Raw genomic sequence first — 15,732 nt, 5'->3', positions numbered from 1 at the left:
TTGCATGCCGTCGTCACCGCGCCCCCGCCCTCAGTTATAAGTAATTTATTAAGCATGAAGCGCCAAGCTACCCGTTGAAAGGGTACCCGATGCGCTTATGGTCAATCCTCCTTATCCTCCTCACTTTCCCAGCCCCCGCCCACAGCGGCGCTTGGTTACGGGAAAAAGGCAAAGGCTTCAGTTCAAATACTGTCAGTGTCACGCAAAATTATGACATCTCGGAAAGCACGTTTCTCGAATACGGCGCCCGCGATGACCTCACCCTCGGGGCAGAGATCAGTTTTCTCGCAAGCGCTTATGGGCTGCAGTCGGGGTCCGCTACCTTTTTCCTACGCCGTCCGTTGGGCCGACGGGATCGCCCAAGCGTTTGGTCCGCCGAACTGGGCATCGGCGCGGCGTGGGTGGGGGATGTGGTCACTCCGAATGTAAAAGCGGGGCTGTCATGGGGCCGCGGCTTCACGCTCGCGCAGAAAAACGGCTGGATCACCATCGACAGTTCGCTTTCGTGGGACGTATATCTTCAAGAGCATCTGGCCAAAGTGGACAGCACCTTCGGGATCAACTTTGGCGATAGGTTTTCAGGGATGCTGCAAATTTTCTACGCGTCGACCTCTGCCACCACCGCGACCTCTGTCGCGCCCTCCATCGTTGTGCGTCCGATCAAAAGCCGCCCTGATATTCGCCTGCAAATCGGGGCCGAGACGCTGATAAGCGACAGTTCCAACCCCGCGCTGAAACTGTCGATTTGGCGCGAATTCTAGCGTTTATCCATCCGCGCCTGCATAAAGATCGATCCTTTGACGCTGGTGCTCCAGACCAGATGCAACAGATCACGCTCCGTTCCCTGATCTGTCAAGACATAGGGTGCGCTGTACTGCGCTACGTTCGATCCGTCGCGCACCGGCCCATCCATTGTGATGCTGTCCACCGCGATCGCCCACCCGCCAAAGGGGAAACGGCCGGCAATATCCACCACCCAGGTCTTGGCCAAACTGCCTTCGGTATGTTCGACCTGCACGGGATTAGAGACCGGATTGCTGATGCCGTGAAACGAATTGCCGGTCATCTCTATGTTGCGCATGCGCGAGAAATCCATATCGGCAAAGCTCGTGTCGATACGCTCCACCCGATCAATAAACCCATTGATGCTGCGGAAACGGTTGTCGTTGATCGTAAGCCCGTTGATCACATGGCCCGCCCCATGGGGTTTGATCACGATATAGCTGAACCACGGGGCGACTTCGCCCGAAAGAAATATATTGCCGCTGATCGACAGGGAGCTGAAAGAATACTCGCTGCTGTATTCCGGCGCGGGGTCTTGTTCGTTGGTCCATTCGACGAAACAATTGTCGATGTAATTTCCGCTCACCACGCTCGCCGTATGCTGCGCCGCAAGGATCAACCCAGCAGAGCGGACGCCGTTTTTGACCGTATCCCCCTGAAAGAAATGGTTCCCCGTGACGATATTATTCTGCCCCGCAAGCAGCGCAAAGTGGCGAAAGCGCGTGGCACGGTTATCGCGGATCTTGACGTCATTGGCATTACAGTTGATCGCAATCGTGGTCCGGTCCGGCACGTCCAGCGCGTCTTCGGCGGACAGAAACTGGCAGCGATCCACGAACATCCCCTGACACCCGCCGCCGCTCGACGTGATCCCCCGATCCTTGGGTCGCGAGATAAAGCAGTCGCGCACATGGAAAATCGTCCCCGACGGCGCAAGGTTGATCCCGCTGGCCACGTTGTTGCACTGGATTTCGATGTCATCGAGGACGAACTTGCTTAGCTGGCTATAGTTGCCGAAATCCAGCAGATACTGAAACCGCGTAAAGGTAAAATTCTGTGTCCCCGCCGCGTCATACAGCGGTGCGTTCAGCGTGATCTCTCGTGTGGCGACATTCTTGGCCCGCACATAAATCTCGCGCCCCACCCCGTTGCCGGTGATCAACGCCCCCACAGGCACATTCGCGACGTTCACGACATTCGTCAGCTTGCGCGCATCCGAGGGCGAATAGCTTGCCTGCGAGGTCACCGTTACCGTGTCCCAATCGCCATTGCTCGCCGCCTCAAGCTGGCCGTTGCGGATTACCCGTCGCGTGGCATAGCTGGTGCGTTCAGGCGTCGCCGCCTGCATATCGATCGGGCCGGTAACGTTGACCTTGCGTCCGCCCAGATCAAGCGATTCATGATCCGCATTATTCAACAACGCCTGAAACGCCTTGCGAAACGCGATCTCTTCATTCCCGAACGCCTCGATATAATGGGGCAGATCGAAATTCCGCCGCAGCAGCAGGATCGCGCTGGCGGGCATGGTCACCGTCCCTTCAAACCGTGTCGGCGCGTCAAAGGTCACATCACCGTTCAGCAGATACGTCCCGCTCGGGATCAACACGCTGCGCCCCTGTGCACCCGCATTCGCCGCAACAAAGGAAGCCGTATCATCCGTGCTGCCATCCCCCACCGCGCCATAGTCCCGCACGTCGACCTGTGCCAGCATGTCGCGCAGGAAAACGCTGGTCACATCCTCGATCCGCACATCATCAATACGAACGACACCGCCGTTCTGCCCCGTCAGATCCAGTCCAAAATGCCCGTAGACCGGCGCGTTGCCCCAGACCATATCGACACCGCCGCGCAGCCCCGACCCGACAATCGCGCTGACCTCGACCACTTCGCCATAGCTCGTAAGCGCCACCGCCGGCCCCACTTCGACCAGCCCTCCCACACGGGTGCCATTGCCAAGCGCCGGATACCCCGCGATCCGCACCGAGGGTAAATTCCCACCGATCGCTTTGACCCGCGCCGTAATCCGCAAATAGCACCCCGGTAAAAGCGGCGTCTGCCCCATGTACCGCAGCTTTTGCGTAGATTGCGTCTTGATCAGCTCAAGCGCCCCGCCAAAGTCCTGATCCGCAGGGATAAACGCCGCATTTATCGCATTTTCATAGGTGTCAGACCCCGCCGTGCCATCCCCGCTTGAATACACATCCAAGCCTTGTGCAAAAGCCGCAGGTGTCAGCAGCAGACCGTCCGTGATTGCCTTGTTCATCGTCATCCCCTTCGCCGAGGGTGCGATGTCGCCCCCCATGAATTGCAAAACTCCGACGCTTGGCCGGCAGGGGGATAGAAATATTCACAAGTGGTTAATCACGGCTAACCGCAGCGTACGGCGCTCGGGGGCAACGTCACGCCGAAACGCTTGGCGCATCCAGCAGCTGAACAGAGGCAATGCGCCAGCCCTCCGGCGTCTCAACCATCTGATAATCCAGCAAATAGGTGAAACCCTTCAGGTCCGTCACCTGCACCTTCTGCCACTGTGCGCCCGCGATCTCGCGTAGGTCCAAAAACCGCACTTCGGTGTTTTTCCAGACCATCGGATAGCCCGAGGTCACCATACGTTTAAAATTTTCGGTGGATTGAAACATCATCTGCAGATTGGGACTCGCATATTCGAACGCGCCCTCGAAATCATCTGCCTTAAAGGCCTCGAACTGGCCGGTGATCGTGCTTTCGATATCCGACTGCTGCGCCGTGGCACCAAACGCCGTCGCAAAGGTCAAAACCATCCCGAAAAAGGCCGAAAGAACCGCGCCACGCATGAGAATGCTCCCTATGATGTGTTGGACTTAACTTAATCCACGCACACCATAGGGCAATAGTTTCACGCCGTGGTCAGCTTGCCTGCCAGCGCGTCGTCGATCAGTGCGACAGTCTCATCCACACCATAAAGCGCGATGAAGCCGCCGAAACGCGGGCCTTGGCTTGCGCCCAACAACACTTCGTAAAGCGCAGTAAACCAATCACGTAGCGGGTCGAAACGTTCTTTCCCGACAGCGAAAACCATCGTTTGCAACGCCTCGGCATCCAGCCCGCCGTCCCATGTTTTCAGCTGGTCACGCAGGTCTTCCAGCGCTTCTCGCTCCAGATCGGTGGGCGCGCGGAACACTTTGGTGGGCTTCACAAAGTCGTTGTAATAGCGCACCGCATGTTCGGCCGCCGCATCCATACCGGGGTTGCCTTCGGGCGTCGCATCAGGCGCATAACGCTGGATAAAGCCCCACAGCTGCGACTTTTCCTCGGCCGAGGAAACAGACGCAAGGTTCAGCAGCATCGAATACGGCACGATCATATCCGACTTGGGCACATCGCCCCCGTGGATATGCCAAACAGGGTTGTTTAGCTTGCCCTTGTCATCCTGCGTCTCAAACGCGCGCAGCTGTTGGTGGTATTCATCAACCGCCTTGGGGATCACATCGAAATACATGCGCTTGGCCGTCTTGGGCTTGAGATACATGAAATACGACAGCGATTCCGCGCTGGCGTAGGTCAGCCATTCATCGATGGTCAGCCCGTTTCCCGACGACTTGGAAATCTTGTGCCCGTCCTGATCAAGGAACAGCTCGTAGGTGAAATGCTCTGGTGGGCGGTTGCCCAGAATGCGGCAAATTTTGTCATAGATCGGCGTGTTGGTGCTGTGGTCCTTGCCGTACATCTCAAAGTCGACATCCAGCGCTGCCCAACGGGCGCCAAAGTCAGGCTTCCACTGCAATTTTACGTGGCCACCGGTCAGCGGCAAGGTCATTTCTGTACCGTCTTCGTCGTCGAAAGTGATCGTGCCTTCCTTGGCGTTGACCTCTTTCATCGGCACATACATCACCCGCCCCGTTTCAGGATGGATCGGCAGGAAGATCGAATAGGTCTGGCGGCGCTCTTCGCGCAGCGACTTCAGCATCACTTCCATGATCTCGCCATACTTCTCGGCGGCGCGCAGCAGCACTTCGTCGAACTTGCCCGACCCGTAGAATTCGGTGGCCGAGATGAATTCATATTCGAACCCGAATGTATCAAGGAACCGGCGCAGCATCGCGTTGTTATGTGCGCCAAAGCTGTCGTGCGTGCCGAAAGGATCGGGCACAGATGTCAGTGGTCTTTGCAGATGTTCGGCCAAGGCTTCGGGGTCCGGCACGTTGCTCGGCACTTTGCGCATCCCGTCCAGATCGTCCGAAAAGCACACCAACCGCGTCGGAATGTCGCTGATCAGCTGAAAAGCGCGGCGGATCATCGTCGTGCGCGCAACTTCGCCGAAGGTCCCGATATGCGGTAGACCCGACGGGCCATAGCCGGTCTCGAACAAGACATGCCCCTTCTCGGGAGCCTTATTTGCATAGCGTTTCAACACCCGACGTGCTTCCTCGAACGGCCACGCTTTGCTGGTTAGGGCTGCTTCACGCATCTGCGACATGTCATCAATTCCATCATTTTCACCCCGCACCCAATGCGCGCAGGCAGGCTGTACCTATTGCGTCCCTGTAGGCCCGTCAATAATCTGCAGATCAACGCAATAACCGAACGGAAATGCGCATGATTGACGACACCTCCCTCAGCTTAAGCGCGCAAGACTGTCTTGTCGCCATTATGATCGCGGTCTCCGCTTCGGACGAGGACATCCGCACCACGGAACTGCTCAAGATTCAGTCGGCAGTGAATATGCTACCCGTGTTCTCAGGTTATGATCTGGACCGCATTAGCACTGTCAGTTCCATGGTCTTTGATCTGTTCGAACAAGAGGACGGGCTGGATGCCCTGTTCGGGCTGGTCAAAGCCGCGATGCCTGACCGCCTAAACGAGACGGCATATGCCTTGGCCTGTGACGTGGCCGCAGCCGACGGCACCCTCGAAGAGGCAGAGCTGCGCCTGCTCGAAGAAATCCGCTATGAACTGGATCTGGACCGTCTGCACGCTGCCGCCATCGAACGCGGTGCCCGCGCGCGCCATGTAAAATAAACCAGTTGGTCGGGCCGATCCGCTAAAGCGAGGCTGTATCCTTGGCCTGATGAAACGCCCCCCAGCGTTCAATCAGCCCCTGCTGCAGCCGTTTGGCCCGCCCATTCCAGGCCCGCCCCCCGTCAGGGCGTTCACGTTGCGCGCGCGTCAGGGTCGCGCGACGGGGCGTGTCGGCAGTGAACACGGCAAACGCCATCACCCGCCCGTCTGGTGCCGTCAGATATCCTGCCAGCGCCGAGACAAAGTTCAACGTTCCGGTTTTTGCCTCGACCTTGATCGGATGGTTTTGCACGGGGCGGCCTTTGGAATCCCGCAAGGAAATCGACTTGAGCAAGGGTTTCAACGTGCCTGACCCGTGGATCCTGACCAGCGCTGTCACCATGTCCTGCGAAGACACGCGGCTGTCTTCACCCAGACCGGAATGATCGACCAGCGCAGGCGCATTCATGCCCAGATTGGCCTTGGCCCAAACGTTCATTTCTGCCGCCGAGGCCCGCAAGGAGACCGGCGTTCCGGTGCGATAGACCGTGGCAGAAAGCCCCGCCATCTCAGCGATCAGGTTGTTGGAATACTTCAACATATCGCGCAGGATATCGCGCAAAGGCGCACTTTTTCGGGCCACCAGAACCTCGCCCTCTGGCAGGCTGGTGATCAGGCTCATGTTGCGCAGGCGGATGCCCTGTGATCCTGCCAACGTCTTGAATATGTCGCCCGCATAAAGCCCCGGTTTGCGCACAGGCAACCACCGCGACCCGCCATTCCCCAAGGCGCTTTGGGCAACGCTCCAATCATCGCGCGTGCCCGCATCGCGATAGGTAAATACCGGTGCGCTGCGGTCGCTGATCTCCATCGCGGCCATTGCGACATCGGGGCGGTAAGACCCTGACCGTCCGTCCATCGTGACCGCATAGCTGCCGTTCTCGCGCTTCCATTCGAAATGCACGCGGTTAAAGTTCAGCGCCAGCCCCGACACTGCCGGATTGTAACCCACGTGATCCGGCTGGTCGGCATCAATCAACGGGAACATCGGCAGGCTGTGTTCATAGACTTTCAGCTCGCCTTTGACGCCTATGATCCCGGCCGCTTTCAGGTCGTCCACCAGCCTCGCGAGCCCGGCGGTATCCAGCGTCGGATCGCCCCCGCCCACAAGGATCAGATCGCCCTGCACTTCGCCGCCCACGACACCGCCGGTCGCCATGATCCGCGTTTCGAACTGATGCGCCGCGCCAAGCGTGTCCAGCGCGTACAGCGCGGTAATCGCCTTGGTTACGCTGGCAGGGGGCATGCCCTCAAGCGGGCCATGTTGTTCAAGCACCGCACCGGTTTCGGCGTCTGCCAGACTAAAGGTCACCATCCCGTCGAGCTTGGCTTTGTCGATCAGCTCTTGCGCAGAGGGGATCGACTGCCGGAACAGATCATCCCCGCGCAACACAGGGCGCAGCGATTCAGTCGGCGGGGCCGCAAACGCAGCCGGCGCGATAATGCCCGCCGCAGCGGACCCCAGAAAGAAACGACGTGATAAAACAGTTTTCATGAGGCGACTTAAACCTGACAGGACCCAGTGACACAAGCAGTAGCAAATCACATTTTCATGGGCAACGGGGCCATGGAAACGGACGGGACACGCAACGGGCCATTTTGATCATGTTTGACGCCCTGTCACTGATTCCCGCAGGCGATTTCCTGCCAATCGAGCTTGGCGCGGGTCCGGCATCTGCGCCGAGGTCCCTTTTGCCTTGGGCAGGGCGGGACACGATCTAGGGGCGGGCGTCGCCTTTTGCAGACTGCGCTGACCATTTGCCCGCAGCGCGGATCGCGCTTGAACTGACATCGACCATCGGCACATTCACAAAACACCACGCCGGCGCTTGCGAGCGCCCCAAGAGCTGGCTGTGCCGCCCCGCAATCCGGTAGGGCGCATACAGCGTCGCCGCGCGGCTCATCCGCGCCGAGATCCGCTGGCCGGGTCGCGCAAGAACACCCAAGGGCACCGTTTCTATGATCTGCTGCCAGTCTTGCCACAGGTGGAACTGCGCCAGATTATCCGCGCCCATCAGCCAGACGAACCGCACGCCGGGATAGCGCGCACGCAGCGCGGCAAGGGTCTGCGCGGTATAGCGCGTGCCTAGATGGGCCTCGATGTCCGTGACCTCGACCCGCGGATGCTGCATCACCTGCCGCGCCATCGCCAGACGCTGCTCCATCGGGGCCGGACCTTGTGCCTTCAACGGGTTGCCGGGGCTCAGCATCCACCACACGCGATCCAGCCCGAAACGCTTTATCGCTTCGCGGGTGATATGCGCGTGCCCCTCGTGTGCCGGATCAAACGACCCGCCCAGCAGTCCGATCACCTGCCCTGGGGGCGCATATGGAAATGGATAACCCAACGAAAACGGCCCCCGATATACATCAGGGGCCGAAAGAAGGGCAGCAACGCCGCTTTGTCAATCGCGTAGTCCGTGCGTTAATCGACGAACTTCTTGATCTCGCCGGATTTAAGCCGTGCGAAATAGCTCTTCATCTCGCGTTTGACGATCGGCATCAGGAAGTACAGCGCCGTGATGTTCACAACCGCCATAGCAAAGATCATCGCATCAGAAAAGTCGATGACCGCCCCAAGATTGGCCGCAGCCCCCACGATGATGAACAGGCAGAAGATCACCTTGAACACGATCTCTTTGGTTTTGCCTTCGCCAAACAGATAGGTCCACGCTTTCAGCCCGTAGTAGGACCAGCTGATCATGGTGGAAAAGGCGAACAGGATCACCGCCACAGCTAGGACATAGGGGAACCAGCTGAACCCGGTCGCAAAGGCGGCGGATGTCAGCTGCACGCCGCTGGACCCGTCAACGGTCTGGATCGCGGTGCCTGCCTCGTTCAGGATGAAACGCCCTGTTTCGGGGTCCATAACCAACACGCCAGAGATGGTGATCACCAAAGCCGTCATCGTACAGATCACAACGGTATCGATGAACGGCTCAAGCAGGGAAACCACGCCTTCGGTCACCGGCTCTTTGGTGCGCACGGCAGAGTGTGCGATCGCAGCCGATCCCACGCCCGCTTCGTTAGAGAACGCCGCCCGTTTAAAGCCCTGAATCAACGCACCGACCAGGCCGCCTGCAACACCCAGACCGCTGAATGCGCCTTCAAAGATCTGGCCAAAGGCCCAACCGATCTTGTCGTATTCAACGATCAGGATAATCAGCGCGGCCCCGACATAGATCACACCCATCAGCGGTACGATCTTTTCAGTCACGTTGGCGATGGATTTGATCCCGCCCACGATGACCGAAAACACCACGGCGGCAAACACGATGCCCGTGATCCATCCGGGGTAGTCCCCGATGATACCGGACAGCTGCGCATGTGCCTGGTTGGCTTGGAACATGTTCCCGCCGCCCAAGGCGCCGCCGATGGTAAAGATCGAAAAGACAATCGCCAGAAAGCCGCCCAAAGGCAGGCCGCGTTCCTTAAAGCCCTTTGTCATATAGTACATCGGACCACCGGACACGGTGCCATCGGCGTATTCATTGCGGTATTTCACACCCAGCGTACATTCGGTGAACTTGGATGCCATGCCCAGCAAACCGGCCAAGATCATCCAGAAGGTTGCGCCCGGCCCACCGATGCCCACGGCCACCGCGACGCCCGCGATGTTCCCCAGACCGACAGTCCCCGACAGCGCCGTCGTCAGCGCCTGAAAGTGGCTGACCTCACCCGCGTCGTCGGGATCGGAATAATCGCCTTTCACCAGCGATATCGCATGCGAGAACGCCTTGATCTGAATAAAACCAAAGTACAGCGTAAACACAGACGCCGCGACCACCAGCCACAGCACGATCCACGGGAAGTTGGTGCCCGGCAGCGACATAAAGATCAGGTTCACGAACCAGCCCGTCGAACCGGCAAAGATATCGTTGATGCGTTGATCCATGCCCACGGCCTCTTGTGCAGAGGCAACCATCGGCAAGGCAGAGACAGCAGCAGCCCCCACACCCGTTGTCAGAAAGTTTTTCATGATATGACCTTTCAAGGAATGATCGTCAAAGGCACGCGGGAGGCGACGGCCAAACGGCCCGTCACGCCACCGAACATACGCTCTTTCAAACCGCGCAAACCGACACGGCCCACGACGATCTGCTGTGCGCCATGCTTTTTGGCCAGATCGTCCAGAATATCGGCAACATCGCCGTGCTTTACGATGCCCTGAACCGTTACGCCCTTTTCGTCCGCTTTTTTCACCGCCGGATCGACAATGCGTTCACGGGCAAGCGCCAGCTCTTCTTCTCGCCGTTTGTGACGCTGGTCATTTTCCTCTGAGGTCTGGAAACTGAACGGAGACCATTCGATCACATACACGAGCTTGAGCTCGCAATCCCCGATCAATCTGGCCTGGGTCATAGCGAAATCCAAAGCGCGCGCTCCGGCCTCTCCCCCGTCCAGACCAACTATAATAGTCGAAGCTGTCATGTATTTATCCCTATGTTGAGACACGGTCTTTTTGCGGCCGCGTTGAATCGGGGCGCCAAACACACCCGAGTCTGCAGAATATAAACGAGGTCTGAAATTTTTTTCGACTGAATTTCGTATAAAATGCGGTCAATCGTCCCCATTTACCGGCTTTTGCTCAGTTAAAACGGAAACCTGCTGCCAAAACTCCGCTGACGGGTCGTCGGGCCATGATCCAAAGCAAAGCGCACCACACCCTAAAAGCGGTCCCTCGGCGGCGGGTCTTCAAAACCGCACGAGATGCCTTATATATGAGCCTAATATATTGAACGTTTGCTCTTGCCCGCCAGTGGCGATATTGCACGCTCCAAATCGTATTCAGCTTATCCGAGGATTCTCAATGGCCGCCTTTCAATATGTCTATCACATGTCCGGTGTCTCAAAGACCTATCCGGGCGGTAAGAAATGTTTCGACAACATCAACCTGAACTTCCTGCCGGGTGTGAAAATCGGCGTCGTCGGTATCAACGGTTCGGGTAAGTCGACGTTGATGCGGATTATGGCCGGTCAGGACAAAGACTTTTCGGGCGAAGCATGGGTCGCCGAGGGTGCCAAGGTTGGCTACCTCGAGCAAGAACCCTACCTCGACCCCGCTTTGACCGTGCGCGAGAATGTCATGCTGGGCGTCAAAAAGAAGAAAGATATTCTGGATCGCTATAACGAACTGGCGATGAACTATTCCGACGAAACCGCCGACGAGATGGCCGCGTTGCAAGACCAGATCGACGCAGAGAACCTGTGGGATCTCGACAGCCAGATCGACGTATCGATGGAAGCCCTGCGCTGCCCCCCTGATGATGCGGATGTCACAACCCTTTCTGGTGGTGAAGCCCGCCGTGTTGCCCTGTGCAAACTGCTGCTTGAAGCGCCTGAAATGCTGCTCCTCGATGAACCGACCAACCACTTGGACGCGGAAACCATCGCTTGGCTGCAACAGCACCTGATCGACTATAAGGGCACGATCCTGATCGTGACCCACGACCGTTATTTCTTGGATAACATCACCAGCTGGATTCTTGAGTTGGACCGCGGCAATGGCATCCCTTACGAAGGGAACTATTCCAACTGGATCGACCAGAAAGCCAAACGGCTTGAGCAAGAAGCCCGCGAAGACAAGTCCAAGCAAAAGACGCTGTCGCGCGAACTTGAATGGATGCGTCAGGGGGCCAAGGCCCGTCAGGCGAAATCCAAGGCACGTATTAACGCCTACAACGAAATGGCCGACAGCTCAGAGCGCGAGCGTCTGACGCGCGCTCAGATTGTTATCCCCAACGGCCCACGCCTGGGCAACAAGGTGCTTGAGGTCGAAGGCCTGTCCAAGGCTATGGGCGACAAGCTGTTGATCGAAAAGCTGGACTTTACCTTGCCACCGGGCGGGATCGTCGGCGTGATCGGGCCCAACGGCGCGGGTAAATCGACCCTGTTCAAAATGATCACCGGCCACGAACAACCCGACACCGGCACGATCGAGCTTGGGAACACGGTTGATCTGTCATACGTCGACCAGTCGCGCGATGACCTGAACCCGGACGATAACGTCTGGCAGGCCATCTCTGGCGGGGCCGAGATCATCAAACTGGGCGACGCCGAAGTAAACTCCCGCGCCTATTGCGGTGCATTCAACTTCAAGGGCGGCGACCAACAGAAGAAAGTCGGCCTGCTGTCAGGTGGTGAACGCAACCGTGTGCACATGGCGCGTCTGCTCAAAGAAGGCGGCAACGTACTGCTGCTCGATGAACCGACCAACGATTTGGACGTTGAAACGCTCCGTGCGCTCGAAGACGCGCTGGTCGACTTCGCGGGCTGCGCCGTGGTCATCTCGCACGACCGCTTCTTCCTTGACCGGATCTGTACGCACATCCTTGCATTCGAAGGCGACGCACATGTCGAATGGTTCGAAGGTGGCTTCTCTGATTACGAAGAAGACAAGAAACGCCGTCTGGGCGAAGACGCCATGGAACCCAAGCGCATGAAACACAAGAAATTCTCGCGCTGATCCAGCCGTAGGTTTTAATGACAAAGGCCCCTGCAGGAAACTGCGGGGGCCTTTTCGTTTCTAGTGGGCATCGCGAGTGCGATGCAAAAAAGGGGGGGCGATTATACCCCGTCGGCCAGCTCGGCATAGCCGTCGGTGCGGTCCGTACTGGCGCTGTCTGGTACGGTTTCACGGCCCAGAAAGTCGCGCAGCGTGTTGCAGGCAGACAGCCCCGACCACAGCCGCTGGTTCGACACGAGCTTTACGGTTACATCTGCGCTAAAGTCCCCCCCAATCCGCACCGCAGTGCCGTCATGGGAGAGGATATCCTCGATGTCTTTCTGAATTTCATCCGGCTTGATCCGGTGGCGGCCGATCACGGTCCCCACGATGATTCCGTCGCCCGCATAGCCCATATAGCATTTCTCGTGCACCAGCGCCGCGACAGTGGCCTGCGCAACCAAACCCATCTGGCGGCAGAATTCAGCCGGGCTTGCCGCGTCAAAGATATTGCGGATTTGTGGGAGCTTCACCGCGAAAAGGCTCATGGCATAGCAGCCTTCGGGCAGGCGCAGCATGTGGTTTTCGAACCCGTGCAGATCATCGACCCCCACGACGTTCAGATCAAAGCTTTCGTCCACGCGGACCTTCATTAAGCCCGACAGTTCCGCCAGCGTGTGGGCCGCCTCGCGTTCACGGCGCAGGCTGTCGCTGAGCATCCCCGCCATGTTGATCCGCGCGCCCAGCTCGATACCGTTGAGCGGCTTGAAGATGAAATCGGTCGCCCCTGCACGGAATGCCGTGTCCATCAGATCGTGTTTGCGGCTGCCGGTAATCATAATAATCGGCGCGCTTTTATAGGCCTGCATGGTGCGAATATCGTCACACAGCGTAATCCCATCGACGCCGGGCAACATGATATCCAGCAAGAAACAGTCAAAACTTGCCCCGTGGTCTTCGATCTTGGCCATCCCGTCCTCGGCCGAGACGGCACAGACCAGATCAAACCCAAGCGACGGCGTGAGGCAGTCGCGCAGGAGGTCGAGGATGGTAGGGTCGTCGTCTACGGCAAGGATTTTCATAAGGGGGCTCACTCGTTGTCGGGTTACCAGAAAGGGGGAATCGTTAAGTTTGTGATACGGCTCGGAACAAAATCGCAAAAGAATCTGTCAGCAGTGGGGCAAAATGAGCCAAGGCGTTAACCGTTTTGAGGTTGCAAACGGCCAACATCTATTGGCGTAAAACGCCTTCGCCGAAGGAAGTGAGGCAAGAATGTGCCGAAATAAGCGATGAACGGCCTGTTTTTTAACGCCCATTGACAGCCTCTTGCGCGAATCTCTGCGACCTGCCATATCGAAGGAGCTAACGTTATTCTTTTTCGACCAACTGTCTCCCTCATACGGCGTTCAGACTTCGATCCAGACCGACAACGCCGAGCCATCGCACGACGCGGATGGCATACTAGAGGAGACTACGGATATGGCCACTGGCACCGTAAAATGGTTTAACACAACTAAAGGCTTCGGCTTTATCGCACCCGATGGCGGCAGCAAAGATGTATTCGTACACATCTCCGCTGTTGAGCGCGCAGGCCTGACCGGTCTGGCCGACAACCAGAAAGTGACATTCGACATCGAAGCTGGCCGTGACGGCCGCGAATCCGCGTCGAACATCGCACTGGCATAAGCCATGCAGGGCCTTAGGCCCGCACCATGAATTTGCCGGCTGACCCTCACGGGACAGCCGGTTTTTTTATGCCCTCAGGGTTGCCAAACCCAACCCAAGTGGCAAAATACCGTCATCATATCCTAAAGGAGCCCCCCATGCGCCGTCGTCAGTTTATCGCAGGTTCTTTGGCCGCCCTCGCCTTTCCGCACGCGCTGTTCGCCGCGGGTGCCGCCTATGATCCCATGCCGCAAATGGTGTCGATCAAACCGCAATATGCCGTGGGTGAACTGCTGATCCTGCCCCGCAGCCACTACCTGTATCTGGTGACCGCCCCCGGTCAGGCCATGCGATACGGTGTGGGCGTCGGCAAAGCGGGTCTGGAATTCACCGGCACCGCGACGATCGACGTCAAAAAGGAATGGCCCACGTGGCGCCCCACGGACGAGATGATCGAACGCGAACCCAAATCCTATGCGCGGTTCATCGGGAACACCGACGCGCAGCCGGGCGGCCCCAGCAACCCACTGGGCGCGCGCGCGCTGTACCTGTTCCAGAACGGCAAAGACACGTATTTCCGCATCCATGGCACCACCCAACCTAGCAGCATCGGGCGCTCTGTCTCGAATGGCTGCATCCGGATGCTGAACGAACACGTCAAGGACCTTTACCAGCGCGTGCCTATCGGCACCAAAGTTACCGTTCTTTAAGTATCGGACTCGCAACGTAAAAGGGGCTGGCATCACTGCCAGCCCCTTCTCGTTTCGGCATACCCTTAGGGATATACCCTCTTAGTTCAGCGCCTTGTCAGTGATCGCATGGGTCCAGGCTCCCGACGGCTCGGCTGTGATGACGGGATCGGAGCCACCAGACAGCAGCGATTGTACCGTCCGCTCATAGTCTGCCTCGTCCAATGCGCCGTTGCTGCCTGCGGTCAGCTTGGCCACTTCGCCCATCATGCGTTTCTGATGCTCTTCGGTCTGGGCACCGGAAGCGTCATTGTCCAAGACGATTTCCGCGGCTTCATCAGGATTTTGCTCGGCGTATTTCCAGCCCTTCATCGACGCCCGCACAAAGCGCACCATCTTTTCCTCGAACGCCGGATCGGCAAGGTTCTCTTCCAGAGCGTACAGCCCGTCTTCCAATGTGGCGACGCCCTGCTCTTCGTATTTGAACACGTTCAGATCATCTGGTGTCAGACCTGCGTCGATCACCTGCCAGTATTCGTTATAGGTCATGGTCGACACGCAAGCCGCCTGATTTTGCAGCAGCGGGTCCACGTTAAAGCCCTGCTTTAGAACGGTAACCCCATCCTCGCCGCCTTCGGTGGGCAGCTCAAGCTTGTTCATCCAGCTAAGGAAAGGGAATTCGTTGCCAAAGAACCAGACGCCCAAGGTCTTGCCCTTAAAGTCGTCGGTGGTCTCGATCCCGGCGTCCTTGCGGCAGGTCAGCATCATGCCAGACGACTTGAACGGCTGTGCGATATTGACCATCGGCAGGCCTTTTTCACGCGCGGCCAAAGCGGCAGGCATCCATTCAACGGCAACATCCGCTCCGCCACCGGCCAGAACCTGTGTTGGCGCGATATCCGGACCGCCCGGTTTGATCGTGACGTTCAGGTCTTCTTCTTCATAGAACCCCTTATCCTGCGCCACATAATAGCCCGCGAACTGCGCTTGCGTGACCCATTTCAGTTGTAGCGTCACATCATCCGCAGCTTGCGCCATGGTCCCCATCAGGCCCACAGCGGCCCCGGCGACATATGTTGATAGTTTTTTCATTATTATATCTCCCTCTTGGTT

Annotated in this window: 14 protein-coding genes; 5 read left to right on the top strand and 9 right to left on the bottom strand. The window is 57.9% G+C overall.

Translation table 11 applies throughout. The annotated features are described in order from the left end of the window. Positions 1-89: 89 nt before the first annotated feature. Complete coding sequence (locus tag ACVBAU_RS03890; protein ID WP_448326310.1) at positions 90-761, top strand: hypothetical protein; 672 nt, start codon at positions 90-92, stop codon at positions 759-761. Here ACVBAU_RS03890 and ACVBAU_RS03885 read toward each other — a convergent pair. From ACVBAU_RS03885 to ACVBAU_RS03875, 3 genes are all read right to left on the bottom strand, one after another. Continuing rightward, complete coding sequence (locus ACVBAU_RS03885; protein ID WP_448327995.1) at positions 758-3,046, bottom strand: glycosyl hydrolase family 28-related protein; 2,289 nt, start codon at positions 3,044-3,046, stop codon at positions 758-760. The genes ACVBAU_RS03890 and ACVBAU_RS03885 overlap by 4 nt on opposite strands. 136 nt (positions 3,047-3,182) lie before the next feature. After that, positions 3,183-3,596 (bottom strand): DUF4864 domain-containing protein, encoded by a 414-nt coding sequence (locus ACVBAU_RS03880; protein WP_138924344.1) that lies wholly within the window; start codon positions 3,594-3,596, stop codon positions 3,183-3,185. A 62-nt stretch (positions 3,597-3,658) separates the two neighbouring features. Further along, positions 3,659-5,239, bottom strand: a complete 1,581-nt coding sequence (locus ACVBAU_RS03875; RefSeq protein ID WP_448327993.1) for a lysine--tRNA ligase — start codon at positions 5,237-5,239, stop codon at positions 3,659-3,661. Between the two features lie 119 nt (positions 5,240-5,358). Between ACVBAU_RS03875 and ACVBAU_RS03870 the strand changes: the two genes are divergently transcribed. Next, positions 5,359-5,781, top strand: a complete 423-nt coding sequence (locus ACVBAU_RS03870; protein ID WP_171048941.1) for a tellurite resistance TerB family protein — start codon at positions 5,359-5,361, stop codon at positions 5,779-5,781. A 22-nt stretch (positions 5,782-5,803) separates the two neighbouring features. Here ACVBAU_RS03870 and dacB read toward each other — a convergent pair whose 3' ends face one another. The 4 genes from dacB to ACVBAU_RS03850 all read right to left on the bottom strand — a co-directional run bounded on the left by dacB (position 5,804) and on the right by ACVBAU_RS03850 (position 10,251). Continuing rightward, positions 5,804-7,315 (bottom strand): D-alanyl-D-alanine carboxypeptidase/D-alanyl-D-alanine endopeptidase, encoded by a 1,512-nt coding sequence (gene dacB / locus ACVBAU_RS03865; RefSeq protein ID WP_448327990.1) that lies wholly within the window; start codon positions 7,313-7,315, stop codon positions 5,804-5,806. A 223-nt stretch (positions 7,316-7,538) separates the two neighbouring features. Further along, a complete protein-coding gene (locus ACVBAU_RS03860; protein WP_448327988.1) occupies positions 7,539-8,168 on the bottom strand; it encodes a nicotinate-nucleotide adenylyltransferase in 630 nt (209 codons plus the stop codon). A gap of 77 nt (positions 8,169-8,245) precedes the next feature. Beyond that, on the bottom strand, positions 8,246-9,799 hold the full coding sequence (locus tag ACVBAU_RS03855; protein ID WP_138924349.1) for an alanine/glycine:cation symporter family protein: 1,554 nt from the start codon (positions 9,797-9,799) through the stop codon (positions 8,246-8,248). An 11-nt stretch (positions 9,800-9,810) separates the two neighbouring features. After that, complete coding sequence (locus ACVBAU_RS03850) at positions 9,811-10,251, bottom strand: universal stress protein (protein ID WP_138924350.1); 441 nt, start codon at positions 10,249-10,251, stop codon at positions 9,811-9,813. A 379-nt stretch (positions 10,252-10,630) separates the two neighbouring features. On the opposite strand from ACVBAU_RS03850, the gene ettA reads away from it, so the two are divergent. Then, positions 10,631-12,286: an energy-dependent translational throttle protein EttA gene (gene ettA, locus ACVBAU_RS03845; protein ID WP_093731403.1), complete on the top strand. Its 1,656-nt coding sequence runs from the start codon at positions 10,631-10,633 to the stop codon at positions 12,284-12,286. Between the two features lie 101 nt (positions 12,287-12,387). Here ettA and ACVBAU_RS03840 read toward each other — a convergent pair whose 3' ends face one another. After that, on the bottom strand, positions 12,388-13,347 hold the full coding sequence (locus ACVBAU_RS03840; RefSeq protein WP_138924351.1) for a response regulator: 960 nt from the start codon (positions 13,345-13,347) through the stop codon (positions 12,388-12,390). Positions 13,348-13,744: 397 nt separating this feature from the next. Between ACVBAU_RS03840 and ACVBAU_RS03835 the strand changes: the two genes are divergently transcribed. Next, positions 13,745-13,951, top strand: coding sequence for a cold-shock protein (locus tag ACVBAU_RS03835; RefSeq protein ID WP_005851393.1), 207 nt, complete (start codon positions 13,745-13,747; stop codon positions 13,949-13,951). A 137-nt stretch (positions 13,952-14,088) separates the two neighbouring features. Continuing rightward, positions 14,089-14,640: a L,D-transpeptidase gene (locus ACVBAU_RS03830; protein WP_138924352.1), complete on the top strand. Its 552-nt coding sequence runs from the start codon at positions 14,089-14,091 to the stop codon at positions 14,638-14,640. Between the two features lie 81 nt (positions 14,641-14,721). Here the strand turns inward: ACVBAU_RS03830 and ACVBAU_RS03825 are convergent, their stop codons facing one another. Next, the gene (locus tag ACVBAU_RS03825) at positions 14,722-15,711 is read right to left on the bottom strand and encodes an ABC transporter substrate-binding protein (protein ID WP_093731406.1); all 990 of its coding nucleotides are present in this window, start codon (positions 15,709-15,711) and stop codon (positions 14,722-14,724) included. Positions 15,712-15,732: the final 21 nt, after the last annotated feature.

This window comes from Sulfitobacter sp. M13, assembly GCF_053474885.1.
Note: the sequence above shows the minus strand (reverse complement) of the source record. Positions and strands in the feature narration are given on the sequence as shown.